The sequence below is a fragment of the Prosthecobacter fluviatilis genome, from assembly GCF_042655725.1.
GTDB lineage: Bacteria > Verrucomicrobiota > Verrucomicrobiia > Verrucomicrobiales > Verrucomicrobiaceae > Prosthecobacter > Prosthecobacter fluviatilis.
In genome coordinates this window covers 708,452-733,745 of record NZ_JBHSMQ010000001.1, presented here as the reverse complement: position 1 = coordinate 733,745, position 25,294 = coordinate 708,452, and the positions used below count along the sequence as shown (strand labels likewise).

General features: G+C 63.8%; 19 protein-coding genes. 13 read left to right on the top strand and 6 right to left on the bottom strand.

Going from position 1 to position 25,294, the window contains the following annotated elements; all coding sequences use genetic code 11:
- Positions 1 to 46 precede the first annotated feature (46 nt).
- On the bottom strand, positions 47 to 1,201 hold the full coding sequence (locus tag ACFQDI_RS02840; RefSeq protein WP_377163194.1) for a 3-dehydroquinate synthase: 1,155 nt from the start codon (positions 1,199 to 1,201) through the stop codon (positions 47 to 49).
- Between the two features lie 302 nt (positions 1,202 to 1,503).
- Here ACFQDI_RS02840 and ACFQDI_RS02835 point away from each other — a divergent pair, with 302 nt between their 5' ends.
- The 6 genes from ACFQDI_RS02835 (at position 1,504) to ACFQDI_RS02810 (ending at position 9,250) form a co-directional block, all read left to right on the top strand.
- Positions 1,504 to 2,967, top strand: coding sequence for a sensor histidine kinase (locus tag ACFQDI_RS02835; RefSeq protein ID WP_377163192.1), 1,464 nt, complete (start codon positions 1,504 to 1,506; stop codon positions 2,965 to 2,967).
- Entirely contained in the window at positions 2,964 to 3,650 is a 687-nt protein-coding gene (locus ACFQDI_RS02830) for a response regulator (RefSeq protein ID WP_377163190.1), read from the top strand. Before ACFQDI_RS02835 ends, ACFQDI_RS02830 begins: the two co-directional genes overlap by 4 nt.
- A 1,124-nt stretch (positions 3,651 to 4,774) precedes the next feature.
- Entirely contained in the window at positions 4,775 to 5,005 is a 231-nt protein-coding gene (locus tag ACFQDI_RS02825) for a hypothetical protein (RefSeq protein ID WP_377163188.1), read from the top strand.
- Positions 5,006 to 5,048: 43 nt separating this feature from the next.
- Complete coding sequence (locus ACFQDI_RS02820) at positions 5,049 to 5,513, top strand: response regulator (RefSeq protein WP_377163186.1); 465 nt, start codon at positions 5,049 to 5,051, stop codon at positions 5,511 to 5,513.
- A gap of 897 nt (positions 5,514 to 6,410) precedes the next feature.
- Positions 6,411 to 8,477 carry an ABC transporter ATP-binding protein gene (locus ACFQDI_RS02815; protein WP_377163184.1) on the top strand — a complete coding sequence of 689 codons (2,067 nt, stop codon included), beginning with the start codon at positions 6,411 to 6,413 and terminating at the stop codon, positions 8,475 to 8,477.
- A 14-nt stretch (positions 8,478 to 8,491) separates the two neighbouring features.
- Positions 8,492 to 9,250, top strand: coding sequence for a tetratricopeptide repeat protein (locus tag ACFQDI_RS02810; protein WP_377163182.1), 759 nt, complete (start codon positions 8,492 to 8,494; stop codon positions 9,248 to 9,250).
- A gap of 172 nt (positions 9,251 to 9,422) precedes the next feature.
- On the opposite strand, the gene ACFQDI_RS02805 is transcribed toward ACFQDI_RS02810, so the two are convergent.
- The 4 genes from ACFQDI_RS02805 to zwf form a co-directional block, all read right to left on the bottom strand.
- Positions 9,423 to 10,154: a transposase gene (locus tag ACFQDI_RS02805; protein ID WP_377163180.1), complete on the bottom strand. Its 732-nt coding sequence runs from the start codon at positions 10,152 to 10,154 to the stop codon at positions 9,423 to 9,425.
- A gap of 215 nt (positions 10,155 to 10,369) precedes the next feature.
- A complete protein-coding gene (locus ACFQDI_RS02800; RefSeq protein WP_377163178.1) occupies positions 10,370 to 11,299 on the bottom strand; it encodes a UbiA family prenyltransferase in 930 nt (309 codons plus the stop codon).
- 252 nt (positions 11,300 to 11,551) lie between these two features.
- Complete coding sequence (locus tag ACFQDI_RS02795) at positions 11,552 to 12,559, bottom strand: glucose-6-phosphate dehydrogenase assembly protein OpcA (RefSeq protein WP_377163176.1); 1,008 nt, start codon at positions 12,557 to 12,559, stop codon at positions 11,552 to 11,554.
- Between the two features lie 18 nt (positions 12,560 to 12,577).
- The gene (gene zwf, locus ACFQDI_RS02790) at positions 12,578 to 14,119 is read right to left on the bottom strand and encodes a glucose-6-phosphate dehydrogenase (RefSeq protein WP_377163174.1); all 1,542 of its coding nucleotides are present in this window, start codon (positions 14,117 to 14,119) and stop codon (positions 12,578 to 12,580) included.
- Positions 14,120 to 14,375: 256 nt separating this feature from the next.
- Here zwf and ACFQDI_RS02785 point away from each other — a divergent pair, with 256 nt between their 5' ends.
- The 3 genes from ACFQDI_RS02785 (at position 14,376) to msrB (ending at position 18,316) form a co-directional block, all read left to right on the top strand.
- Positions 14,376 to 15,056 carry an RNA polymerase sigma factor gene (locus ACFQDI_RS02785; RefSeq protein WP_184340005.1) on the top strand — a complete coding sequence of 227 codons (681 nt, stop codon included), beginning with the start codon at positions 14,376 to 14,378 and terminating at the stop codon, positions 15,054 to 15,056.
- Between the two features lie 62 nt (positions 15,057 to 15,118).
- Positions 15,119 to 17,653: a protein kinase domain-containing protein gene (locus ACFQDI_RS02780; protein WP_377163171.1), complete on the top strand. Its 2,535-nt coding sequence runs from the start codon at positions 15,119 to 15,121 to the stop codon at positions 17,651 to 17,653.
- A 69-nt stretch (positions 17,654 to 17,722) separates the two neighbouring features.
- Complete coding sequence (gene msrB, locus ACFQDI_RS02775; protein ID WP_377163169.1) at positions 17,723 to 18,316, top strand: peptide-methionine (R)-S-oxide reductase MsrB; 594 nt, start codon at positions 17,723 to 17,725, stop codon at positions 18,314 to 18,316.
- Positions 18,317 to 18,555: 239 nt separating this feature from the next.
- Here the strand turns inward: msrB and ACFQDI_RS02770 are convergent, their stop codons facing one another.
- Complete coding sequence (locus ACFQDI_RS02770; RefSeq protein ID WP_377163167.1) at positions 18,556 to 19,083, bottom strand: hypothetical protein; 528 nt, start codon at positions 19,081 to 19,083, stop codon at positions 18,556 to 18,558.
- Positions 19,084 to 19,169: 86 nt separating this feature from the next.
- Here ACFQDI_RS02770 and ACFQDI_RS02765 point away from each other — a divergent pair, with 86 nt between their 5' ends.
- The 4 genes from ACFQDI_RS02765 to ACFQDI_RS02750 all read left to right on the top strand — a co-directional run bounded on the left by ACFQDI_RS02765 (position 19,170) and on the right by ACFQDI_RS02750 (position 25,277).
- Complete coding sequence (locus tag ACFQDI_RS02765) at positions 19,170 to 19,859, top strand: RNA polymerase sigma factor (protein WP_377163165.1); 690 nt, start codon at positions 19,170 to 19,172, stop codon at positions 19,857 to 19,859.
- A gap of 189 nt (positions 19,860 to 20,048) precedes the next feature.
- The gene (locus tag ACFQDI_RS02760) at positions 20,049 to 20,420 is read left to right on the top strand and encodes a four helix bundle protein (RefSeq protein ID WP_377163163.1); all 372 of its coding nucleotides are present in this window, start codon (positions 20,049 to 20,051) and stop codon (positions 20,418 to 20,420) included.
- A gap of 140 nt (positions 20,421 to 20,560) precedes the next feature.
- Positions 20,561 to 24,043 carry a PVC-type heme-binding CxxCH protein gene (locus ACFQDI_RS02755; RefSeq protein WP_377163161.1) on the top strand — a complete coding sequence of 1,161 codons (3,483 nt, stop codon included), beginning with the start codon at positions 20,561 to 20,563 and terminating at the stop codon, positions 24,041 to 24,043.
- Positions 24,044 to 24,356: 313 nt separating this feature from the next.
- Complete coding sequence (locus tag ACFQDI_RS02750) at positions 24,357 to 25,277, top strand: alpha/beta hydrolase (RefSeq protein ID WP_377163159.1); 921 nt, start codon at positions 24,357 to 24,359, stop codon at positions 25,275 to 25,277.
- Positions 25,278 to 25,294 lie beyond the last annotated feature (17 nt).

The following is a 25,294-nucleotide window of genomic DNA, read 5'->3' as shown; positions in this document are numbered from 1 at the left end:
AGGCTGCCCGCAGGGCGAACGCAGTGAGGCAATGCCTGTCGTACCTTTACGCAGCGCGCTTCTGCAGCTCCACCACGGCGTTGAGGATCTTCACGCGGTTCATTTCGTGGACTTCCAGCTTGGTGCCGATCTCGGGGACGAGGGTCACGGTGAGTTCGCCGCCGAGGTGTTCGCGGAATTCTTCGAGGCCTTCGAGGATGGCGGGCTCGCCGGAGCGGCCGGTGTTCATCAAATAAGGGGAGGTGGTGGCGAAGCCGATGCGCTCGATGAGGCTGAGCACGCGCTCGCAGGTGGCTTCATCCAGGATGCCCTGCATGCGGGAGTACACGAGGTCCACGGCCATGCCGATGGCGACGGCTTCGCCATGGGCCACGGTGAATTTGGAGATCTGCTCGAGCTTGTGCGCGGCCCAATGACCAAAGTCCAGCGGGCGGGCGGAGCCGAGCTCAAAGGGATCGCCGCCGGTGGCGATGTGCTCCACGTGCAGCTCGGCGCTGCGCTGGATGACCTGCTCCAGCGCCTCCTGCTTGAGGGCGGCGAGGTCTGGGGCCATGGCTTCGATCTGCTCGAAGAAGGCGCGATCACGGATGAGCGCGACCTTGATGGCTTCGATGATGCCGTTGCGCCGGCCGCGTGCGGGCAGGGACTCCAGGAAGGCGAAGTCGTTCACCACGGCGTAGGGCACGGCAAAGCTGCCGACCCAGTTCTTTTTGCCAAAGTAGTTCACGCCGTTTTTCACGCCCACGCCGCCGTCTCCCTGGCTGAGCGTGGTGGTGGGAAAGCGCACGTGGCGGATGCCCCGGTGCGCGGTGCTGGCGGCAAAGCACACGAGGTCCAGCGCGGCACCGCCGCCGATGACGAAGACGTAGCTGTGGCGGTCCAGCGCGGCTTCATTGATGGCGTCCCAGCAGCACTCCACCAGGCGAAAGTCGTTTTTGCAGGGCTCGCCGCCGGGGATGACGATGGGGTCGTCCACCAGGGTGAAGGTGTCCGCATACACGTGGCCGTAGGCCATGATGTCGTCGATGAGGTCGCGGTTCGCGGTGGCGACGGCTTCGTCCACAAACACGAGCACGCGGGGCAGCTTGTGCGGCGGATCGAGGCGGAGGAGATCGCGGATGGCGTGGTTCCGGGGCGCAAAGACTTCTCTCGTGAACAAGATGCGATGCGTGTGCTCTAGCCTGATTTTTTTCTCCAGCATTAACGGGGGGACGGGGGGCGTATTCTTTGCCTCCGACCGGGGTTGAGGTCAAAGGGAAAGGGGAGTACGGCGGCGGAATGCGGTTTCTTCCCCCGCAGCCCCCATTCCGGCCAAGAATGGCGCATTTTTGCCCAACCCCGGCGGGGTGCAGCCCCCCTGTACGGGCACCAGCGGAAAATAGCCTGCTGGGGTGATTGAGAAGGGCACCCCCGGAGGGGCAACATGCGTGCGGCCATGAACTCCCCCCCACCGCCCCCGCCTCTGCGCCAGCGCCAGGACAACCCCCAACGTGGCTGCATGTGATGGATGCCGCCCCGCCGCCCAGCCTGCCCGGCGCCCGAGATGCGTGGACGCCCCACGCCACCGCCACCGCCGCCGTGGCCTTCCCCCCGCCGCTGCGCTTTCTGATCCCCGCCCTGCTGCTGGTGCTGGGGCTGGTGTCTGCCCTGCTGGACTATGAGCTGGACCTGGCCAACGACATGGCGCGCAATTTCAGTGACGTGACCTCCCAGGCGGAGGCGGCCGGCGCGCGCCTCACGCCGGTGGCGCAGCAGCACCTCCAGCAGGGGGAGATCAAGGCGCTGAGCGAGAGCCTCTCTGACTGGAAGCACGACCCCTGGCTGCGCGTGGCTGCCGTGGTGGACGAGTCTGGCAAGATCCTGGCCAGCTCCACGGCGCAGTGGGAGGGCGTGTCTGCGGAGGAGACGCCCGCCGCCAGCGCCTGGAAACGTGCCCGGGAAAAGGCGGGCAAGACCCTGGAGTCCGCCACGCTGGACGGCGGGGACTTCATCGTGCTGGCGGCCTTCCCCATCGAGCTCGCCACCCGGGGCAAGCACTGGCTGCTGCTGGTGTATGACCGCGCCGATGCCGTGGCGCATGCGCATGAGGACGCGCGCACGCGCATGGCGTGGTCCGCCTCCGTCATCGCCCTCATGTGCCTCTGCCTCTGGGCCACGCTGCACTTTGGGGTGGCGCGGCGGCTGGAGCGGCTGGCGCGCTCTGTGCGCGAGTTTGGCGAGGGGCGCAGCATCAGCATCGAGCCCGTGCATGGCGGGGACGAGGTGCATGAGCTCTCCCAGGCTTTCATCAAGATGACCCAGCGCCTGGCAGACCGCGAGCGCGAGCGGGTGGAGCTGGAGCGCGCGGTGATCGACTCCGCCGAAAACGAGCGCCGCAGGATCGGGCACGAGCTGCACGACGGCATCGGCCAGCAGCTCACGGCGGTGATGATGGCGATGAACGGCCTGCATGAGGAGCTGCAGGCCAAGTCCCCTGCCCTGGCGGAGCACGCCCAGCATGCCAGCCAGAGCCTGCGCGAGACGCTGGCGGAGGTGCGCGGGCTCTCCCACGGGCTGGCGCCGGTGCCGCTGTGGGAGCAGGGGCTGGAGCACGCGCTGCAGGCGCTGGCAGACGTGACCACGCGCAGCTCCGGTGTGCGCTGTGTGTTTGAGTGCCCGGAGCCCGTCGCGGAGATCAGCGAGGCGGTGGCGTGCAATCTTTACCGGATCGCGCAGGAGGCGGTGAACAACGCGCTGAAGCACGCCGACTCCGCCGAGATCCGCATCGGCCTGGAGCGCCGTGAGGGCTGCCTGGTGCTGGAGATCGACGACGACGGCTGCGGCCTCCCGGAAGCGCCCTCCGAAGGCGGCGGCATCGGCTTCCGCATCATGCAGCACCGCACGGAGATGATGGGCGGCAAGATGGAGCACGGCACTCCCCCCGCAGGCGGCACGCGCATCGCAGTACACATTCCCCACACCCCATGACAACCACCGACACCCCCACCCAAACCTACCGCCTCGTGCTCGTGGACGACCACCCGGCCGTGATCAATGGCTACCGTTTCCTGCTGCAGGCCTACCCGCACTTTGAGATCTGCGGCACGGCGGCCAATGAGGCGGAGGCGCTCGCGCTCGTCACGAATGAGAAGCCGGACGTGCTCATCACCGACCTCAACATGCCCGGGCGCGGCGGGCTGGAGCTGATCAAGGACCTCGCGGCGCTGCATCCCGGGCTCAAGATCATCGTCAGCTCCATGCATGATGAGATGCTCTGCGCCGCGCGCGCGCTGCGTGCCGGAGCCAGCGGCTACGTGGGCAAGGACAGCCCCGGCAATGCGCTGCTGGACGCCATCCACAAGGTGCTGGACGGCGGCGTGTACGTGAGCGAGCGCCTGGCCGCGCACCTCGCTGCGTCCTTTGCCACGCCACGGCCACGCGGCTCCAGCGAGTCTCCGCTGACGAAGCTGAGCGACCGCGAGTTTCAGGTGTTTGAGCTCTTTGGCCAGGGGCAGACGGCCAAGGAGATCGCCGCGCAGCTGCACCTGAGCCCCAAGACCGTCTCCGTGCACCGCGACCACATCAAGGAGAAGATGGGCTTTGTGACGAGCGCGGAAATGATCCGCCAGGCCGTGCGCTGGGTGGAGACGCAGCGGGACGTGCTGAAGTGAAGCGGCGCAGATGCCGCGCAGTGGGAGCCGGAGCGCCGTGCCCGTAGGATGGGTGTGGCGCAAGCCCGCCCGTCCATCAGCGTGTGGCAAACGCAATGGTTTGCGAACGTCCGCACAGCGCATGGGCAGGAAGCCAGGAAGCTAGGACGCCAGGGCGTGCCGCAGCCAGTGGGGCGCAATACCACGCACAGCTGAAAACGGGGCTCAGGGGTGAAAGCCAGCATTCCATGCGGCCAGCCAGCGCTCCGGAGGAGTGGGATCGTCCCGATCCCACACGTTCCCGCATCGCCCAGCGCCCTCGCAGATCCACGAACACGCTGCAGGTGCGGGGATCAAGATGATCCCCCTCCGTCGCTGCGGCGAAGGCTCCGGAGGAGTGGGATCGTCCCGATCCCACACGCTCCCGCATCCCCCCTGCGCCCTCGCAGATCCACGAACACGCTGCAGGTGGGGGGATCAAGATGATCCCCCTCCGTCGCTGCGGCGAAGCCTCCGGCGGAGTGGGATCGTCCCGATCCCACACGCTCCCGCATCCCCCCTGCGCCCTCGCAGATCCACGAACACGCTGCAGGTGGGGGGATCAAGATGATCCCCCTCCGTCGCTGCGGCGAAGCCTCCGGCGGAGTGGGATCGTCCCGATCCCACACGTTCCCGCATCGCCCTGCGCCCTCGCACATCCACGAACACGCTGCAGGTGGGGGGATCAAGATGATCCCCCTCCGTCGGATCGTGCCTCCACCTTCAGACCCGTTTTCATCGCATCATGGTATAAGGGCACCCTCGCAGTCGGGCGGTTTGGCGGAGAGCGCGGTGGAGGATGAACACGCCCCTGACGCCAAACACACCCAACCTACGGCCGGAGCGCCGCGCAGCGTTTTATTTGCGTGCCATAAAGTGCTACTCCATACCATACCGAAGTTTTTTCACGGACGCGGCACGGCGTGCGCCAGCCCTCTGTGCCCCGCGAGCTTCACTCCCGCCCGGCGCCACAGGCAGCCTCAGACGGCGCTACAGGGCTAGGCCCGTGGCCTAAGCGCAAACGGCGCCAGCGACGATGGCCGGATGTCTGGCCACCCGCATGGTGGGCGTGTTGTCCCTCCAACCAACCGGCACATTCAGCAACCATGAAATCGTCGTCGTACTTCCCCCCCCAGAGCTGGGCTCCAGGCTGCACCGCCGCCCACGCGAGTTTTTCGGATCTCCGCCTGCACCTTGAGGACACGGCGAATCCCTTTGATGAGATGCTCCGCGGCACGCCGCAGCCACCGGAGCCAGCGGCGGACTGCTTTCACCCGCCTGTCAAAGCGAAGGTTTTGTTCCAATTCTTTGATGGCCTGCCCATGGCAGAGTCGTGAGACTTCAGACGCGCGCCACCCCCAACCCCCAACGCCGCCTGAAATGAAAAAACCAGACCGAATCGTCATCGTGGACAGCAATCCGGCCAGCGCTGCGGACCTGCGCGCTGAGCTGGCAGACCAGCCAGACCTGACCCTGGCAGCAGCCGTGACCTGCGCCTCCTGCTCCTTTGCCGCCATCACCGCCCAGAGGCCGGACCTCGTCCTCATCAGCCTGAGCATGCCGGGGCACCGGGTGCTGCAGCTGGTGAAAGACCTCCAGGTGCTGCATGCGGGCCTGAAGTTTCTCATCGTCTCCAGCCAGGACGCAGGGCTGGAAACCGGCCAGGTGCTGCGGGCGGGCGCCCACGGCTGCGTGCTGGAAAGCAGCAGCCCCGCCGCCAAGCTGGACGCCGTGCGCCAGGTGCTGGCCGGCGGCCACTGCTTTCACCCCCAGCCGAGGCCCGGCCTCACGGCAGGCACCAGGTGGTCTCCCGTGGACTGGGTGGCCGCCTCGGCAGCGCTGTGAGGCCACCCATCCGGCAGCGCGCCGGGTGTAGGTTGGGTGTGTTTGGCGAATGCAGCGCCCTCTCCCGCATTCAAGCCCCCTCCGCCAAACCTCCCGACTGCGAGGACGTTCGCACGCCATTGCGTTTGCCGTGCGCTGATGGGCGTTCGCATGCCTTTGTGCGTCGCCACATGCTGAGGGACGGGCGGGCTTTCGCCACACCCATGCTACGATGGGGCAGGCGCTCAGGCCGTAGGTTGGGTGTGTTTGGCGAGTGGTACTTTCCGATGCTCCACCGCCCCCTCCGCCAAACCGCCCGACTGCGAGGGCGTTCGCAGGCCATTGCGTTTGCCGTGCGCTGAGGGACGTTCGCATGCCTTTGTGCGTCGCCACATGCTGAGGGACGGGCGGGCTTTCGCCACACCCATGCTACGATGGGGCAGGCGCTCAGGCCGTAGGTTGGGTGTGTTTGGCGAGTGGTACTTTCCGATGCTCCACCGCGCTCTCCGCCAAACCGCCCGACTGCGAGGGCGTTCGCAGGCCATTGCGTTTGCCGTGCGCTGAGGGACGTTCGCATGCCTTTGTGCGTCGCCACACGCTGTGGGACGGTCGGGCTTACGCCACACCCATCCTACGATGGGGCAGGCGCTCAGGCCGTAGGTTGGGTGTGTTTGGCGAGTGGTACTTTCCGATGCTCCACCGCGCTCTCCGCCAAACCGCCCGACTGCGAGGACGTTCGCAGGCCATTGCGTTTGCCGTGCGCTGAGGGACGTTCGCATGCCTTTGTGCGTCGCCACACGCTGAGGGACGGGCGGGCTTGCGCCACGCCCATCCTGCATTTTCATGCCCGTGTTTTCAGTTGCCGGTGCGGAATACTGGTTGCGCAGACGGGCCGCTCTTCATTGTATCTCCGTGTCCATGAAGAAGGATGTCCTGCAGCACCTCTGGAGACTCGTCTCGCCTCACCGTGGCAGGCTTCTGGTCGTCGCCTTCATCACCCTGCTGAGCACCGGCGCCGCCCTGGTGGAGCCCCTGATCTACCGCGAGGCCATCAACGACATCGCCGGGCTCTTCGTCAAACACGCCAATGACAAGGCCAGGGCAGCCGCAGGCGAGGAGCTGGAGACCAGCGACAGCCCGGTGGAGGATTTCCTGCGGCAGAAGATCCGCTCCGCGCAGCACCCGGACACCCACCACCTGCCGCCCCCCACCAAAAAGACGCACGAGAAAAAGCCCCACACCCAGGAGCACGTGGCGGAGCGCACCCCGGGAGAGGCCATCCACACGCTGCTCTACGCAGTGCTGCTCATGCTGGGTGTGAATGTGCTCAGCTACATCCTCTGGCTGTATGCCGAAAACAAAAAGGCGCAGCTCGACTGCGACATCGAGCAGGAGTTCATCCAGGGCGCCTTTGCCCATGTGCTGCGGCTGCCGCTGGGCTTTTTCGGCAAGCGTGCCCCGGCGGCCATCGCCAAGCAGATCGACCAGAGCGAGGAGGTGAGCGCCATCGTGGGCGCGTTTTCGCAGCAGATCCTGCCGGAGGTCATCAGCCTCGTCGGCATCATGGCCATCATGTTTTATCAGAACACCACGCTGGCCCTCATCTCGGTGTCGCTGATCCCCGTTTACCTCGTCATCGCCTGGCGCTCCTCCCAGAAGCTCGAGACCGGCCTCAACACCTACTACGAGCGCTGGGAGGATGTGAGCGCCCGCATCAACACCGCGCTCGAAGGCATCAAGACCGTGAAGCTCAGCGGCGCGGAGGCACGGGAGGTGGAGGAGTACCGCCGCATCTCCAGCGGCGCGTATGACAACTACGTGGAGCGCACGAAGCTCTCCAACAAGTTTGGTTTCTGGGAGGGCGTGCTCAGCCATGTGGCCACGGCCATGGTGCTCGGCTGCGGCGGCTACCTCGCGCTCATCCACAAGCTCACGCCGGGAGATGTGGTCATGTTCGTCGCCTACCTGGACCGCCTGTATTCGCCCATCGACGAGCTTTGCAGCCTGTGGGTGAACACCCAGCAGCACATCGCCTCCATCTCACGCGCCTTCCGCCTGCTGGAAAACAAGACCGGCGAAAAGGCCGGCAAGCCGCTGCTCATTGAGAATGGCAGGGTGGAGTTCAAGGACGTGAGCTTTGCCTACGTGGAGGACCACCAGGTGCTGCAGTCGCTCTGCATGACCTTTGAGCCCGGAAAGATCACCGCCATCGTGGGCGGCAGCGGCGCGGGCAAGACCACGGCGGTGGACCTGCTGCTCAAGCTGTATGAGCCGCAGCAGGGGGAGATCCTCATCGACGGCCAGCCTCTCAGCGCCCTGGACCCCTCCAGCCTGCGCAGCCACATCGGCATGGTGGCGGCAGACGGCGCCATCTTTCGCGGCACGCTCGCCTACAACCTGCGCTACAAAAAGCCGGACGTCACCGACGCCGAGATCATGAAGGCCGTGGAGCAGACCGGCCTGAAGAACCTGGTGGAGCGCCTGCCCAAGGGGCTGCAGACGCAGATCGGCCAGAACGGCATGGGCCTCAGCGTGGGCGAGCGCCAGCGCGTGCAGATCGCCCGCGTGCTGCTCAGCCGCCCGAAAATCCTCGTGCTCGACGAAGCCACCGCCAACCTGGACTACAACACCGAGGCCGAGGTGCGCCACGCCATCCACCAGCTGCGCAGCACCTGCACCATCATCATCATCGCCCACCGCTTCAGCATGGTGCATGACGCGGACCACGTGTACGTGCTCGGCGGCGGCGGCATCCTGGAGCAGGGCACGCCCCAGGCCCTGACCGAAGCCGGCGGCTGGTTTGCCGCCTTTGCCCACGCCGTGGAAGAAGAAGAAGAAGAAGAAGAAGAAGAAGAGTCTGAGGAAGAGGAGGAGGAGGAAGAAGCCGAAGAGAGCGAAGAGGAATCTGACGAGGAGGAAAGCGAGGAAGAAGAAGCCGAAGAGGACGTTGAAGAAGAAGCTGAGGAGGAAAAATCCAAAGACTGAAGGAGGCTCACCCCATGTCAGACCACCCTGTTTCCCTGAGCAAAAAAGCCTGGCCCTACGTCGCCACACTGAGCAGCGCCTCCGTCATGCTCCTGGCGTTTTTCATTCCCTCCATCCAGGACCAGTGGGACCGCTACCAGTCGCGCAAGGTGATCGGCCAGTACGTCGCACTCGGAGACGACTTCATGGATGAGGAGCGCTATGACATGGCCGAGAAAGCCTACGAGAAAGCGTTTGAGCTCTCCACACAGACACGCCTCGAGATCGAGATGAAGCGGCTCAAGGCGCGCGTGCACCGCATGAGCATGCTCGTCGAGTGGGGAGGCAAGCCGCCGGAAGATCTGGAGGACGTGGATTTCCAGCTCCTGCTGCACCTGCAAAAAGGAAAGGAGAACGCCAGGGAGCGCACCTACACGCTGAACAGCTACGCCTCCTACCTCGCGGGCTCCAAGAAACTGAAGGAAGCCGAAGCCGCTCTCACAGAAGCCCTGAGTCTGGAGCCGGACAGCTCCATGCTGCACCTCAACCTCGGCAATCTGCAGGATCAGGTGGGCCGAAAAGACGACGCGCTGAAGTCCTACCTCAAAGCCCTCGCGCTGGACCCCGGCAGCCTCAACGCCCTCTACAACCTGGGGCTGCTGTACGTCGAACTCGGCCGAAACGAAGACGCCAAAAAAGCCTTTGAAGCCGCGCTGAAACTCGCGCCTGACGACGCCGACACGCAGAAGCAGCTCCGGCAGGTGATGAAGAAGATGGGGGAGGCAGTGCCGTGATACCTCCTGCAATGGAGCAGGCGCTCAGGCCGTAGGTTGGGTGTGTTTGGCGAATGCAGCGCCCTCTCCCGCACTCAAGCCCCCTCCGCCAAACCGCCCGACTGCGAGGGCGTTCGCACGCCATTGCGTTTGCCGCACGCTGATGGACGGGCGGGCTGTCGCCACACCCATCCTACAACAACTTGTTCGCTTCCCGAATGGACTCGCAGAACCAAACGGATGCTTCGTTCGCCTGCAGTCTGGCTTTCAGCGGATTTTTAGCAATGTAACGCACCGTGGTCTGGTAATGCTCTGCATCACGGATGATGCGATCAAAGCTTTCATTTTGCCAGAACGGCCCCGTCCTGCCAAGGCTGCGCTGAATGCGCAGGGCAGTGAACCATTTCCAGGAACTACACACATCCTCCATTCGATACTCGCCAAGCATGCGACACAAAGCATGAACATGAGTGGGCATCACAGCATAGGCCAGCATTTCGCAGCGCTGACCTTCAAAGTAATGCAGAGCGTCAATCACCACCTGGCGATGAGAGGCTTCACGCAGCAGGCATTCTCCGTGTCCTTCGTCGAGGAGCACCTCCAGTTTGAGGAGCCGCGCGCGTTGGAATTCCTGCCAATCTGCCTGAATGGAAGCCGGCACAGAATTGGCATGCGCAGCTATTCTTTGCCGCCACGTTTCGTCTTCACGCTGCATTTCTGAGAGGATGACCTGAGGGATTGAGTCAGCGAGTCGGAAGGTGACAAAATAGGCTGCACCGGGCAGCCTCCAATGAGGGAGATGCCGCGCGTAGGACGTAAAATCGTCACACGGCATGGAACTGCCGGGATCAAAGCCTGAGAAATCTCGTGGCAAAGGAATCACTGAGGGAATGGACCATGGCATGGCCAAAAATTGCGTTTTCATTCACGAACGCAAGCCGCTCCGGCCGTAGGTTGGGTGTGTTTGGCGAATGCAGCGCCCTCTCCCGCACTCAAGCCCCCTCCGCCAAACCGCCCGACTGCGAGGGCGTTCGCACGCCATTGCGTTTGCCGTACGCTGATGGACGGGCGGGCTGTCGCCACACCCATCCTACGATCCTATGCGTTGCCCGCAGGATCAGGAAGTAGAGACGCCCCCCGTCACGTCGCCGCCACCCAGCGCTGCCAGAGGCGCAGCAGCGGCGTGAGCACCACAAAGCCCAGCGCCAGCAGAGGCGAGACGTTTGCAATCGCCAGCGCGTCCACCACGACGATGCCCGCGAGCAGCCAGCCCACGGCCTTGCCAATCGCGGGGCCGCCTTTGCGCATCGTGTGCGTGGCATACGCCACCAGCAGGGCAAACACGCCCAGAACACCCACCTGCACCGGGCTGCCACCCGCCGCAGAAAACCGCATGGCACACACGACCGCCGGTGTGTAGAGCAGCGCAAAGGCCAGCAGAGCCGCAGGCACGGGCATGGCGTCGTCCTTGTGCTCCAGCCTGGCCGCCACGGTGATGCCCACGATGTAGCAGCCCAGGGCGATGGCAAAGGGCATGGCCAGCATGGCCCCCGCGGAAAGGAAGCCGGTCTCGTAGTGCCACTGCGCTCCGAAAAAGGAGACCGCCCCCTTCTGGCTCACCACCTGCAGCGGAGCCACGGTGGACGCCGCGACCAGGTAGAGCAGCAGACGGCATGCCCCCATGACGACGACCGAGCCCGCCCAGCGCTTGTGGTACAGATCATAAAACACCACCGCCCCCAGCAGCAGCCCCACAAGCTGCGGATTGGCCCCATAGCCCAGCGCGATGACGCCTCCCGCAAACAGCATGCCGCAGCTCACCACCCACGCACTGCGCAGGCTCACCTTGCCGCTGGGGATGGGCCGCTCCGGCCTGTGCTCCGCGTCAAATTTGGCATCTGCCGCATCATTCAAAATCATGCCGCCCGTGTAGATCAGCGAACCGGCCACCAGCATCCACACCAAACGCAGATCCGTAAGCTCCCCGCGCGCCAGCAGCCATGCAGCAGTGACATTGGTCCAGACAGTCGGGAGATTGGAAATACGAGCGAGATGAAGCCAGGGGCGCATGCCTCCAGTCTTCCGACACTCAAGGCCGGTGTCGAACGGTTATTTCACAGAGCGAATTTGTGGCAGGATTGTCTTCGTGAGAGCATCCTGCGCAGTTCGCAGGATGGGTGTGGCGACAGCCCGCCCGTCCATCAGCGTGCGGCAAACGCAACGGCGTGCGAACACCCTCGCAGTCGGGCGGTTTGGCGAAGAGGCCTGCGCGTGATTGCGAGATCACCGGAAAGCCTGGCGGGCTGTGCGGAGTGCGTTTCGTTACTTCAGCATGCTCCGCACAAACGGCAGCATGGAGGAGTACAGCGTGCTGCCATGAAAGCGGGAGAGCAGCTCGCTCACGAGATCGGCGTCCGTGTCCACGTCTGCGGGCAGCAGGTCTTCGCGGCTGTGGTCGCCGCAGGTCAGGCTCACACGCACAAAGCAGGACTCGCAGTCGCGCCGCACCTCTCCGCGTATCCCCCCGCCCTCCAGCACCAGCTCCTGCAGCGCAGGGCCGCTTTCCTTCTCGGTGAGCTGCACGCTCAGCTCCGCCTTCAGCCGCTGGTTGATCCATGCGGCGAGCAGCAGCGCCGTGGTGCGCTGGCCTTTCTGGTGCGTGATGCGGATGGTCTCCAGCTTGGAGAGATTCTGGCAGGTGGGCGCATCCTGAAAGCAGGCCGCCAGCGCCGTGCGCATGAAGTGGGAGCGCGTCCACGCCAGGTCACGCACATTGAAGCCGCCCGTCTCGGCATTCAGCGCCGCCAGCAGCACGTCAAACTGCGGGCCGGGGTCCGCCCAGCGCGAGCTGTCGATGATGAGGGTGTCGATGCGGCTGTAGAGCCGCTCTTCGAAATGCTTGGACAGCTCCGCCTGCCACCAGACGACGAGCGGCAGATCGGAGTCCAGGTGGGCAAAGACGATGTTCTGCACCTGCGCGGCATCTCCGCCCTCCAGCAGAAAGCTGATCTGCTCGCTGCACACCACCTGCTTTCCCTGGTAGGGGCGGCACAGCGCCTGGATCCACGCCCGGGCACGCGGCTGCGCACCGGGCAGGGCCAGGATGAGCAGCGCGCGGCAGGCATGCTGCGCCGCCACGTCATCCAGCAGCTCGTTGTCCGCCATGAGCTGGCAGCTGTCCTCGGTGTAGATCGCCAGATTGATGAGCGACGCACGCGTCTTGGCCTCATCCCCTTCCCACAGTTTTTTCAAGGCGCGGTCAATGCCCGCGATGGGCGTTTCGAGCCCCAGGCGGTCGAGGTCAGAGTCGTTGAGAGTGGTTGCAGGCATGGTTGGTTTCCTTTCCTCTTACAGCAGCCGCCACTCGCGCCCGTCCGCACGCAGCAGGTCGTCCGCTTCCTTCGGCCCCCAGCTTCCGGCGGGGTATTCGTGCATGGGCGGCGGCGTGTCGGATTTGTGCCAGGCTTTCTCGATTTCATCGATGAACTTCCAGGCGTTTTCCACTTCGTCACGCCGGGCAAAGAGCGTGGCGTCTCCCGCCATGGCGTCCAGCAGCAGGCGCTCGTAGGCCTCCGGGCTGGCCTTGCCAAAGCTCGATGAGTAACGGAAGTCCATCTTCACCTGCTGGATGCTCATGGCCTGCCCCGGCTGCTTGCAGAGGATGCGCAGCGCGATGCCTTCGTCCGGCTGAATGCGGATGACGAGGGTGTTCTCGCTGTTCTTCAGCATCGCGGAGGTGGCAAAGGGCACCTGCGGCGGCTTCTTGAAATGCACGCTGATCTCCGTGGCCTTCTTCGGCAGCTGCTTGCCCACACGAATGTAAAAGGGCACCCCCTGCCAGCGCCAGGTGTCGATCATGAGGCGCAGCGCCACATACGGCTCCGTCTGGGACTCAGGATTCACCCGGTCCTCCTGCCGGTAGCCCACGCGTGGCACACCGTCTACGCTGCCAGCGGTGTATTGCGCACGGATGACGTTTTTGCCCACGGCCTCCGGCCCCACCAGCGGGCGCAGCGCGCGGATCACCTTCACCTTTTCATCGCGCACACTGTCCGCGCTGAGGTCTGTCGGCGGCTCCATGGCCACCAGCGTGAGGAGCTGGAAGAGGTGGTTCTGCACCATGTCGCGCAGCGCGCCGGCGGTGTCGTAGTAGCCGCCGCGTCCGCCCTCCATGCCCAGGTTTTCCGCGCAGGTGATCTGCACGTGGTCGATGTAGCGGCTGTTCCAGTTCGGCTCAAAAATGGAGTTGGCAAAGCGCAGCACCATGATGTTTTGCGCGGTCTCCTTGCCCAGATAGTGGTCGATGCGGTAGGTGTCCTTTTCCGCGAAGGTGGCGGCGACCACCGAGTTCAGGCCCTGCGCCGTGGCGAGGTCTTTGCCAAAGGGCTTCTCGCACACCACACGCGCCCACTTGCCCTTTGCCCCCTGGTTCAGCCCGGCGGCACGGATCATTTCCAGGATGGGCTTGAAGGCCTCCGGCGCGGAGGCCAGATAGAAGAGGCGGTTGGCAGGCGTGCCGCGCTCCGCATCAAACTGGTCCAGCAGTTTCGCCAGCGACTTGTAGCCTTCGAGGTCTTCGAACTCGCTGCGGTGGTAATGGATGCACTGGGAAAAGCTCTTCCACAGCTCGTCATTGTGCCCCTGGCGGCTGTTCTTGCGGTTCCCCTCCTCCAGCTCCGCGCGGAAGACCTCGTCCGTCTTGTCACGCCGGGCAAAGCCCACCACCTTGAACTGCGGCGGCAGGTCGCCCGCAGCGGCGATGTTGTAGATGGCGGGGATCAGCTTGCGGTGGGTGAGATCGCCGGTGGCACCAAAGATGACCACGGAGCAGGGTTCCGCACGGTGGCGGGAGAGCAGAGTCTCTTGAAAGGGATTATCCAGTTCGGGCATGGCTTTAAAGCATGGACTACGCCACAAACGCGGCGCAGGACTGCCAGACTAACCCACCCCCCTGTGATGGCAACTGACGATGCCGCCGCCCGGCACCCAAATGGATGAAATCACTTCATGGATGCCATGAATCAGCCCAAGTGCCGGATATGGGGGTACCCCGCTAAAAAACGGCATCTCTTTCGCCAATTTTCTCTACGTATGTTGAGCCTCAAAGGTTTGACAGCACGTCTCAACCGCTGACAGTCACAGGGCAATGAGCAAACCGGCACCAGAACCAGACATTCCGATTCCGGAGGACGTCAAAAAAGACAAAGGCTTGTGGGAGAAAACCCGCAAAAGCCTCATCGAGCGTCTCAACAACTGGGAGGATCAGAAGACCTGGAACGAGTTTTACCAGACTTACTGGCGCCTCATCTTCAGCGTCGGCACCAAGGCCGGCCTGACCCGTGAGGAGGCATTCGACGTGGTGCAGGAAACGGTCATCGCCATCGCACGCCAGGTGCAGAAAGGCCAGTACGACCCACGTGCCGGCTCCTTCAAGGCCTGGCTGCTGCAGATGACGCGCTGGCGCATCCTCGACGTCTTCCGCGCCCGCAAGCGCCAGCCCTCCCTCGCCGACCAGGGCAATGCCGACACCGAGGACACCAGCGGCCAGGTCATCGACCGCCTCTCCCAGGACAAGGACAACCTGCTCGAAAACATCTGGGACCGCGAGTGGCGGGACAACATCACCGCCGCCGCTCTGGAACGTGTGAAAGCCAAGGTCTCCCCCCGGCAGTTTCAGATTTTCGACTGCTATGTGATGAAGGGCTGGGGGGTCAAGAAGACCTCCGAGGCCCTCGGAATCAACGCCGCACAGGTCTATCTGGCCAAGCACCGCGTCGGAGCCCTGGTAAAGAAAGAAGTGCAGGCGCTTGAGAATACGATGCTTTAGTGGGAGACTTCCGCGCGCTGGCTCGTGCGTGCCGGCAGCCACCGCCCTCCCACACCTGCTTCATGAGCGACTCCGCCGCCCAGCCTGCCGACCATACGCCTCCACACGGGAGTGCGCGTGAGGCAGACGCCCTGCACGCCGAACGTCATCCCCTCTACCAAGGCGATCCGGCAGACGGTCTCTCAGCGCAGGATGAAGCCGCACTCTCAGCCGATTCCTTTGAGCTGGAGCTGCCCGCACCGCCCATCGCCGTGCCGACCGCGCGCGACAAGGTCAAGAGCCGTGACAAAAACGGCCCGCCCTCCCACCGGGATGACATCGTCATCCCCGACTACACGCTGCTCAAGCGCATCGGCTCCGGCGCCTATGGCGAAGTCTGGCTGGCGCAGAGCGTCACCGGCGCGCTGCGTGCGGTCAAGATCGTCTGGCGTGAGGACTTTGAGCTCACCCGCACCTTCCACCGCGAGTTTCAGGGCATCCAGCAGTTTGAGCCCATCTCCCGCGGCCACCCCTGCCTCGTGCACATCCTGCACGTGGGCTGGAACGAGCCGCGCGGCTTTTACTACTGCGTCATGGAGCTGGCGGACGACGCCGAGGACGGCGCGCACATCAGCGATGTGAAGACCTACGTGCCGCGCACGCTCACCACGGACATGAAGCGCCACGGCAGGCTGGACCCCTTCTTCTGCCGGGACGCAGGCGTGTACATGGCCGATGCGCTGCACTACATGCACAACCACGGGCTCACGCACCGCGACATCAAGCCCTCCAACATCATCTTCGTCGGCGGCGTCTGCAAGCTGGCGGACATCGGGCTCGTGGCCGCGTTTGGAGAGCGCACCTTTGTGGGCACGGAGGGCTTTGTGCCCCCGGAAGGCCCCGGCACCCCGCAGGCAGACATCTACAGCCTGGGCAAGGTGCTCTATGAGATGAGCAGCGGCAAAGACCGCATGGAATTCCCCGAAGTCCCCGACAACCTCTCCGACGAGGAGTGGCCTTTCTGGGTGGACCTCAACCGCGTGATCTGCCAGGCCTGCGAGGCCGACCTGACCCGGCGCTTTGCCAATGCCTCCGATTTTGCCGAGGCGCTGCAGCAGGTCGGCGGCGTCAGGCCCGAGAGCTTTGTGCGCCGCTTCAGCCGTGCGGCCACCCTCACCACCCTGGCCTCCTTCCTCGTGGCGGGCAGCTGGGTCATGGGCAGGCACCAGCTGGAGTGGAGCTACGAAATCCCCGCGCCGGTGAAGCCCCTGCCCGTGCTGCCCGCACGCCCGCAGACACCCACCCCCGGCAAGCCGTGGCAAAACTGGCGCAAGCAATGGTTCACCTACAAGCAGGACCGCCACGTGGCCGACCTGCCGCTGGACGGAGACCTCTTTGGCAAATTCCTCGGAGACAGCCGCGCCGCCGCCTACGAGGTGGTCCCCAGCCTGCTCCCGGACAAGAGCGTGCTGCCCGCAGCCCTCATCGCCGCAGAGGACGCAGACGCCTTCTGCGCCTGGATGACCGCCGAGGACCGCCGCACCGGCCGCCTGGACCCTGACCACGAGTACGCCTGGCGCGCCATCAGCCTGCCCCCCACCTTCAGCACCTCCAAGCCCAAGCCCGGGCACAGCGCCATACGCTGTGAAATCGTCAGCGTGAAGTTCGGCAGCCTCAACATCGCCAGCACGCCCGCAGGCGCGGAGGTCCTGGACGGCGATCGCCTCATGGGCCGCACCCCGCTCTCCCTGCCCAAGGTGCGCGCAGACAGCTTCAGCTACGAGATCGTCCTCCCCGGTTACAAGCCTGAAACCGCCTCCGGCAAGCTCAAGCAGGGCCAGAGCATCAGCTTCAACCTGCGTCTCAAAGCCACCGGCTCCGTGGTGTTTGGCAAGGCCTGGCAAAACAGCCTCGGCATCAAATTCGTGCCCCTCGGCAAGGCCATGCTGGCCACCATTGAGACGCGCCGCAAAGACTTCGACGAATTTGCCAAGGCCACCAACCAGCCTCCGGTGGACGGCCGCGTGCTGAATGCAGACCCCGACCTGCCCGTCAGCATGGTGAACCGCTCCGAAGCCGAGCAGTTCTGCCGCTGGCTGACCGACCGCGAACGCGCCCAGGGCCTGCTGGAGCCGGACCAGGAGTACCGCCTGCCCAGCGATGACGAGTGGAGCATGGCCGCCTACCTTTCCCGTGAGATCGGCAGCACCCCGGCCGAGCGCAGCCTGCGCATCGAAGGCATCTACCCCTGGGGCTTCATCTGGCCGCCGCCCGCCAAGTCCGGCAACTTCCTCGACAAAAGCGCGGACAAAACCGGCAAGCAGGCCATCCCCAAATACGAAGACGGCTTTGCCGGCCCCGCCCCGGTGGGCTCCTTCCGCGCAGACGGCCGCGGCCTGCATGACCTCTCCGGCAATCTCTGGGAATGGGTCTCCGACTCCTGGAACGCCATGCCCGACCAGGGCGTGCTGCGCGGTGGTGCCTACACCACGGCAGAGCGCCAGGAGCTCCTGGCCTCCTACCGCCGCCACGCCACGGCCGCAGACCGTTACCCAGATGCAGGCTTCCGCCTCCTGCTCTGGAACATCGGCCAGATGGCCCGTGAGGATGAAGACTGATGCCGCAACTTTTGCGGGAATACGCAATCTTTGGCCGTCCTCTCACGTATCAGCAGCAACCCAACGCCCATGAAACTTCGTATCGCTCTCGTCCCCCTCCTCGCTGCCGCCTTCTTCATCGCCCAGGCCGAGGACAAACCCGCCGCCGATTCCAAGACCATGCCCAAGCCCGAAATCGTGAAGTCTGAAGACGACTGGAAAAAAATGCTCACACCCGAGCAGTTTCAGGTGACCCGCATGCGCGGCACCGAGCGCCCCAATGGCGCCATCTACCACGAGTTTGAGGCGCAGGGAGAGGGCACCTACTACTGCGTCTGCTGCGGCGCCGAGCTCTTCACCTCCAAGGAAAAATTTCACTCCGGCTGCGGCTGGCCCTCCTTTTACGACACCTCCAAGGCCAAGGGCGTGCTCGAAAAGGTGGACAACAGCCACGGCATGCACCGCGTCGAAACCGTCTGCAAACGCTGCGACGCCCACCTCGGCCACGTCTTTGAAGGCGAAGGCTTCAAAACCCCCACCGACCGCCGCTTCTGCATCAACGGCATCGCCCTGAAATTCGTCCCCAAAGGCGGCGAAGCCCCCAAGCTCCTCGAAGTGAACTCCGCCGCCGTGCAGGAGAAAAAAGGCGAAGTGGCCAAGGAAGGCGGCGTGGAGAAGAAGTAAGTACGACAGGCATTGCCTCGCTTTGCTCGCCCTACGGGCAGCCTGCGGCTGGCTACCTTCGCTGCGCTTCGGTTCCTGTCTGTCGGTCAGCGCTCCGCCTCTCCTCGATCACCACCAAGCCCCCACGCTCCGCCAGCCGAGTCTAACGCAGCCCGTCGCGCCTGAGGCGGGCTGGAGGAGGCAGAGCTTGCGTGAGCGCACATCGACAGGCAGGAGTGCCTGTCGTACTTCCGGCAGCCTCACATCTTCCCCGTCTTCACATACTCAATGATCTTGCGGTCATCGTCCCCGGCGGCCCAGGTCACGCGCAGGAAATCAGCCGGGTGCAGCTTGTGCTGCTCAAAGAAGGCACGGTCGCCACCGCAGCCATACATGGTGTCCGGGTCCATCTCCCCTTTCAGCTTGGCCCGGGCCTTCACCAGCAGGCGCGGCAGCCAGGGGATGCCATCCACCGCCGCAGGCTTGGGCGGCAGGTCGCCAGGAGGCACGGTCTTGCCGGTGCGCTGGCTCTTCTGCACCACGCGGAAGTAATCCCTGCGCACCGCCGCCACCAGCAGGCTCGTTTCCAAGGACGGCCCCTCCGCTCCGTAGCGGCAGTGGTCGTCCACAAAGTCAAAAAACTCCTGCGTCGTGTGGCCGATGCCATCCAGAAACGCCTTGTCGGCCTCCGTGAACCAGTTCACCGCCCGGGTGTCGCCACCCCGGTGCAGTTTGGCGCAGCGTTCGAAGAGTTCGCGAAAAGTCGTGTCCCAGGTCAGATCGTTCATAATGATCCTCTACGGATAACGACGACGCTTAGAGCGTCAAAAATATTCGCGCAACCATTCCGCCCCTCCGGTGGTTTACAGCACGCATGACCCTCGCTAGCATGGCGATCACACTGCCAGCCTACCTCATGCCCGAACCGGAACGGAACGCTCCCCACCACCCGCCGCAGGCAGCCGCCGACGGTGCGGAGGAGTCGTCCGACCAGGAAAGCGTACGCCTCATGCTCCGCGTGAAGGAGGGGGACGTGAAAGCCTTTGAGCGCCTCGTGGAGCTGCACCAGAACGCCGTCGTGGGCACCTGCGCCCGCATGCTCAACAACATCGACGACGCGCACGACATCGCCCAGCAGGTCTTTCTCCGCGTCTGGCGCAGCGCCCCGCGCTACGAGGTCACCGCCAAGTTCACCACCTGGCTCTTCACCATCACCCGCAACCTCGTCTTCAACGAAACCCGCCGCCGCTCCCGCCGCAAGGAGGTGAGCATCGAGCAGGAAAACGAGGACGATCCGCCCAAATACTTTGCCGACCACAGCACGCCCGGCGCCGACCACATCACCCAGCAGACGGAGCTGGAGCAGGCGCTGGACAAGGCCATCGCCGCGCTGCCGGAGAAGCAGCGCATCGCCGTCATCATGCGCCGCCACCAGGACCTGCCGTATGAGGACATTTGCAGTGTGCTGAAGATGTCTCTGCCTGCGGTGAAGAGCCTCCTCTTCCGCGCACGCACGGAGCTGCGAAAGCACCTCGCGGCGTATTTGGGGGAAGACGTGGAGTAAGCGCCTCAGTCACTTCTCAAATCAGCAATCGATTGCTCATCAATCGTCAATCACGCACGCCCAGGACACCCTGAGCCGGAAGATTGACGATTGTCGAACAATCGATTTTTGATTTCTGATTTCAGAGGCTCTCGTGTGCAAGTGCAGGCTCTGAGTCAACTCCCTGCCTTTCGCCAATCATCCACCTCTATGAGAGCACAAGCCAATGTCATCGAAGAACGCCTTGTGGACTTTGCCGTTCGCATCATCACCGTCGTGGAGGCACTGCCCGACACAAAGGCTGGGAAACACATTGCAGGACAGTTAATACGTTCCGGCACCTCACCCGCCCCCAACTACGGCGAAGCCCAAAGCGCAGAATCACGCGCTGACTTCCTCCACAAGATGAAAGTCTGCCTCAAGGAACTTCGCGAAACCCTCATCTGGCTCAAGATCATCCAGCGCAAGCCCCTCTGCTCCAAAGCACGCCTGGCTCCTATCCTTGCCGAATGCGACGAACTCATCAGCATCTTCGTCAAAAGCATTCAGACCGCCGAGCGCAACAAGAGCTCCGCCATCTGAACTTCACACTTCTAAAATCAAAAATCGATGGCTCGACAATCATCAATCCTCCGGCCTGTGAGCCATTGACGACGGCCGAGCCATCGTTTTTTGCTTCTTGAAGTTCCCCCCTGCCTCGGGCGTATTCTCCGTCCCACCGCATGAAACTCTTCCTGCTCGCCCTTTTCACGCCAGCGCTTCTCCTCGCCGCGCCGAAGCCGCTCTTCCAGTCCAAGCTCATCTCCAATGCCACGCCGAATCACAGCGTGGACATTGATGTCTCGCTGGAAGGGGCCAAGGAGATGTATCTCGTCGTCACCGATGGCGGCAACGGTTTCGCCGCCGACTGGGCGGACTGGGCCGAGCCACGCCTCATTCTCGCCGATGGCAGCGAGAAGAAACTCACCGAGGTGGAATGGAAAGCCGCGCAGAGCGGCTGGGGCAATGTGCGCGTGAATGCCAGTGCTGGCGGCAGCGAGCTGCGCAGCGCGGGCAAGGCCATCGACTACGGCATCGGCACACATGCGAACAGCGTCATCGCTTTCAACCTGCCCGCCGGAGCCAAACGCTTCAAGGCACGCGGCGCGCTGGATGAAGGCGGCACCAAGCAGGGCGGAGACAGCGTGGAGTTCCGCGTGTACACCGAAAACCCCGGCCCGATCGTCGCCAGCGACAACGCTTCTCACGATCCTGAAACCGCCGTCGATTCCCTCGATGTGCATCCCGAGCTCAAGGTGCAGCTCTTTGCCAGCGAGCCCATGATGGCCAGCCCCTCCAGCATCGACATCGACGCACGCGGCCGCGTGTGGGTCTGCGAGGTGGTGAACTACCGCAAGCACCTCGGCGAGCGCGCCGAGGGCGACCGCATCCTCATCCTCGAAGACACCGACGGCGACGCCAAGGCCGACAAGTCCACCGTCTTCCACCAAGGCCATGATGTGGACAGCGCCCACGGCATCTGCGTGCTCGGCAACAAAGCCCTCATCTCCTGTGGCGACGACGTCTTCTGGCTCATCGACGACAACGACGATGGTAAAGCCGACCGCAAGGAACTCATGTTCACCAAGATCGGCGGCGCGCAGCATGACCACGGCATCCACGCCTTCCACTTCGGTCCCGATGGCCGCCTCTACTTCAACTTTGGCAACGCCGGCAAGCAGCTCTGCGACAAAGACGGCAATCTCATCACCGACATCCACGGCATCAAATGCACCAACCAGAACAACCGCCCCTACCAGCAGGGCATGGTCTTCCGCTGCGAACTTGACGGCAGCAATGTCGAAGTCCTCGCCTGGAACTTCCGCAACAACTGGGAAGTCGCCGTCGATAGCTACGGCACGATGTGGCAGTCCGACAACGACGACGACGGCAACAAGGGCGTGCGCATCAACTACGTCATGGAGTTCGGCAACTACGGCTACTCCGACGAAATGACCGGCGCTGGCTGGCAGACCCCGCGCATCGGCTGGGAAAGCGAAATCCCCCTGCGCCACTGGCATCAAAACGATCCGGGCGTCATCCCCAACATGCTGCAAACCGGTGCCGGCAGCCCCACCGGCATGCAGGTGTATGAAGGCGATCTCCTCCCCAGCATCTTCCACGGCCAGCCCATCCATTGCGATGCCGGACCCAACGTCGTGCGTGCCTACATCACCCAGCCCGACGGCGCAGGCTACAAGGCCGAGATCGTCAACATCCTCGAAGGCACCAAGGACCGCTGGTTCCGTCCCAGCGACGTCGCCATCGCCCCCGATGGCTCCTTGATCGTTGCCGATTGGTACGATCCCGGCGTGGGTGGACATGGGATGGGAGACACGACGCGCGGGAGGTTGTTTCGCGTGACGACGAAGGCGGCTGAGAAGTATCAGACTCCGAGCTTCAAGCTTGATACAGTCGAGGGTGCCGTGGCTGCATTGAAGTCATCGAATGAAGATCAGCGGTATCTGGCCTGGCTGACACTCAACAAATTCGACTCCAAGGCCATCCCCGCCCTCAACAAACTTCTGGCTGACACCAAGGCGGAGCCGCAGCACCGCGCACGAGCCCTGTGGGCTCTGGCTCGCTTTTCCGAAGTCGAGGCCGCTGCCGAACCACCCAGCGACCTCAAATTCGCCCTTCCAGCCTACCTTCAATCCGCCCTCACCGACACCGATCCCAATCTCCGCATCACCGCCATCCGCGCCGCCCGCATGCTCTGGCAGCAGAAGCAGCCGGAGAGATTGCGCGATGATGTCGTCGCGAAGATCGTTGCAGACAAAGACGCTGCGGTGCGCCGTGAGGCAGCGCTTGCCATGCGTTTTGATGGTTCAGATCAGGCGAATGCTCTCTGGAAAGATCTCGCCCGCACAACAGACGATAAAGACCGCTGGGGCTTGGAAGCTTGGGGCATCGCTCAAGATCTTTATTCCGTTCAGCGCTGGGCGGCTCTCAAAAATAACCCCGATGTCAAAATCACTGACTTGGAGAACTGGCGCGGTGCCCTGCACAATCCTGGTCTGGCTCTATCAGCGGGTTTCCACAACGGCATGTCCAAAGACAAACTGAGCGGGCTCCGCTCCCTCCAGCTCCTCTCCCACCAGCACCCCAAAGAAGTCTCCGCCGCCGCCCTCACCATCTTCCTCAAGGCCGATGCAGACACCGCCCTCGCCTCCACCGCGCTGCTCGACCGCAACACCATCGCCTCCAATCCCGAGGCCAAAGCCCGTCTCGACTCCCTGCTGAAGCCCGTCATCGGCAAGCCGGAATTCATCTCCCTGGTGGAGCGCCTCAACCTCACCGGCTTCGAGAAGGAGCTGCTGGATTACATCGTCGCCAATCCGAATGCGCCGGAGTCGGTGAATGCGGCGCGGCTCATCGCGATGAACCGGGATGGCGCGCTGCGTTTCCTCAAGACCGCCGATCCTGCTGCGGCCAAGACACTCGTCACCGCCCTGGGACGCGTGAGCGACCGCGCCTCGGTGGCCGTTTTGAACCAGGCCTTCTGGCAGGAGAAAGACCTGAGCGTACGCCATGCCATCATCGACTCCCTTGCGCTCAGCGGCGAAGGCGGACGCAACATCCTGCGCTGGCACAGCGAGGGCAAACTGCCTGCCGAATTCAAAGACCAGGCCGCGCTGGCGCTCAGCCGCAGCACCGATGCCGGGCTGCGCAGCGAGGCCGCCACAGCTCTGCCACTCCCTGCCGCACAGGGTTTGGAAAACTTCCCCAAGCTGCCCGAACTCGTTAAGCTCAAAGGCGATGCCGCCAAGGGCCCGCAGATGTTCATGCAGGCCGGGTGCATCGCCTGCCACCGCGTCAAAGGCCAGTACATCGACTTCGGCCCCGACCTCTCGCAGATCGGTGCCAAGCTCTCCGCCGAAGGCCTCTTCACCGCCATCCTGTATCCCAGCGCCGCCATCGAGCACAGCTTCGTCGGTCAGCAGATCACCACCAAGGAAGGCCAGACCGTCACCGGCTATCCCATCAGCGAGACAGATGCAGAGCTGACCCTGCGCATCGCGGGCGGAGCTGCCACGCCGGTCAAGAAGACCAGCATCACCAAAAAGGAGGAACTGAAACTCTCCCTCATGCCGCCCGGCCTCGCCGGAGCCATCGGCCCCCAGGGGCTCGCTGATCTCGTGGCGTGGCTGCAGACGCTGAAGTAGGCACGACAGGCACTCCTGCCTGTCGATCAGCGCTCACGCAGGCTCTGCAGTCACCGAATCGAAAATCATCGTCTCCACTCCCTCAAGGCTCCGCCAGCAGGTCAGGACCACAAACCGGCACAACCCCGCAGCGACGGGTGTGCGGATGCACTCACCCTCACACCAGCCTGGGGAGGCGCGTGAGCATTGGTGTGTTTGCGGTGCCGCTGGCCGACAGACAGGAGAGCCGAGGCTTGGCGAGACAGGCGTAGCCAATCTGTCGTACTTCAAAGCCCTGAAACTTCTTCCCTCCCCCGCCGTTTCAGCCGCAACCATGCGCCTGCTCCTTCCACTCCTCCTCGCCATCGCCCTGCCGCTGCACGCCCAGAAGGCGGGCAAAAACAAGCCTCTCATCAAGCTGACCGATGCCGAAGTCACGACCAAGGACATCGTCTATAAAACCACGCCGCAGGGCGAGCTGAAGCTGCATGTCTTCTCCCCCAAAGGCGAGGTGCAGGCAGCAGTGCTGCGGCCCTGCGCGGTGTTTTTCTTCGGCGGCGGCTGGAAGAGCGGCTCGTATCTGCAATTTGTCCCGCAGGCGGAATACCTGGCCAGCCGTGGCATCGTGGCCATCAGCGCGGATTACCGCATTCTCAATGTCCACAAGACGACTCCCGACAAGGCGGTGGAAGATGCCAAAAGCGCCATCCGCTGGGTACGCGGCCATGCCACGGAGCTGGGCATCGATCCCGCCAAGATCATCGCGGGCGGCGGCTCCGCTGGCGGGCACCTCGCAGCCTGCACGGCGCTGGCCTTAGCCTACGATGCGGAGTCCGACGACAAAAGCATCTCCGCCAAGCCGAACGCCATGGTGCTGTTCAATCCGGCCATGAACATCGCCACCCTCTTCAAGCAGCGCACCACGGGCGAAGGCCCGATGACGTTGGAAATGGCGGAGGCCATCACGCCCAACAGCTTTGTCAGCAAGGAGACCCCGCCCGCCATCCTCTTCTTTGGCACGGCGGACAAGCTCAAGGAAGGCGGCGATGAGTATGTGAAGAAAGCCGCCGCACTGGGCCTGCGCGCCGAGATGTGGACGGCAGCGGACATGCCGCACGGCTTTTTCAACAAGGAGCCGTGGATTCAGGTGACGGCGAAGAAGATGGACGAATTCCTCACCTCCCTCGGCTACCTGGGTGGAGAGCCCACGATCAAACTGCCAGAAAACGCGCCCTCATTGAAGCACGAGAACTGATTAAAAAAACCGCGCGA

Bases quoted from the DNA above. Each gene is read 5' to 3' on its own strand.
- ACFQDI_RS02825 (WP_377163188.1), top strand. From the start codon at position 4,775: ATGAAATCGTCGTCGTACTTCCCCCCCCAGAGCTGGGCTCCAGGCTGC.
- ACFQDI_RS02795 (WP_377163176.1), bottom strand. From the start codon at position 12,559: ATGCCTGCAACCACTCTCAACGACTCTGACCTCGACCGCCTGGGGCTC.
- ACFQDI_RS02815 (WP_377163184.1), top strand. From the start codon at position 6,411: ATGAAGAAGGATGTCCTGCAGCACCTCTGGAGACTCGTCTCGCCTCAC.
- ACFQDI_RS02830 (WP_377163190.1), top strand. From the start codon at position 2,964: ATGACAACCACCGACACCCCCACCCAAACCTACCGCCTCGTGCTCGTG.
- ACFQDI_RS02840 (WP_377163194.1), bottom strand. From the start codon at position 1,201: ATGCTGGAGAAAAAAATCAGGCTAGAGCACACGCATCGCATCTTGTTC.
- ACFQDI_RS02805 (WP_377163180.1), bottom strand. From the start codon at position 10,154: ATGAAAACGCAATTTTTGGCCATGCCATGGTCCATTCCCTCAGTGATT.
- zwf (WP_377163174.1), bottom strand. From the start codon at position 14,119: ATGCCCGAACTGGATAATCCCTTTCAAGAGACTCTGCTCTCCCGCCAC.
- ACFQDI_RS02800 (WP_377163178.1), bottom strand. From the start codon at position 11,299: ATGCGCCCCTGGCTTCATCTCGCTCGTATTTCCAATCTCCCGACTGTC.
- ACFQDI_RS02770 (WP_377163167.1), bottom strand. From the start codon at position 19,083: ATGAACGATCTGACCTGGGACACGACTTTTCGCGAACTCTTCGAACGC.
- ACFQDI_RS02820 (WP_377163186.1), top strand. From the start codon at position 5,049: ATGAAAAAACCAGACCGAATCGTCATCGTGGACAGCAATCCGGCCAGC.
- ACFQDI_RS02810 (WP_377163182.1), top strand. From the start codon at position 8,492: ATGTCAGACCACCCTGTTTCCCTGAGCAAAAAAGCCTGGCCCTACGTC.
- msrB (WP_377163169.1), top strand. From the start codon at position 17,723: ATGAAACTTCGTATCGCTCTCGTCCCCCTCCTCGCTGCCGCCTTCTTC.
- ACFQDI_RS02755 (WP_377163161.1), top strand. From the start codon at position 20,561: ATGAAACTCTTCCTGCTCGCCCTTTTCACGCCAGCGCTTCTCCTCGCC.
- ACFQDI_RS02765 (WP_377163165.1), top strand. From the start codon at position 19,170: ATGACCCTCGCTAGCATGGCGATCACACTGCCAGCCTACCTCATGCCC.
- ACFQDI_RS02785 (WP_184340005.1), top strand. From the start codon at position 14,376: ATGAGCAAACCGGCACCAGAACCAGACATTCCGATTCCGGAGGACGTC.
- ACFQDI_RS02780 (WP_377163171.1), top strand. From the start codon at position 15,119: ATGAGCGACTCCGCCGCCCAGCCTGCCGACCATACGCCTCCACACGGG.
- ACFQDI_RS02760 (WP_377163163.1), top strand. From the start codon at position 20,049: ATGAGAGCACAAGCCAATGTCATCGAAGAACGCCTTGTGGACTTTGCC.
- ACFQDI_RS02835 (WP_377163192.1), top strand. From the start codon at position 1,504: ATGGATGCCGCCCCGCCGCCCAGCCTGCCCGGCGCCCGAGATGCGTGG.
- ACFQDI_RS02750 (WP_377163159.1), top strand. From the start codon at position 24,357: ATGCGCCTGCTCCTTCCACTCCTCCTCGCCATCGCCCTGCCGCTGCAC.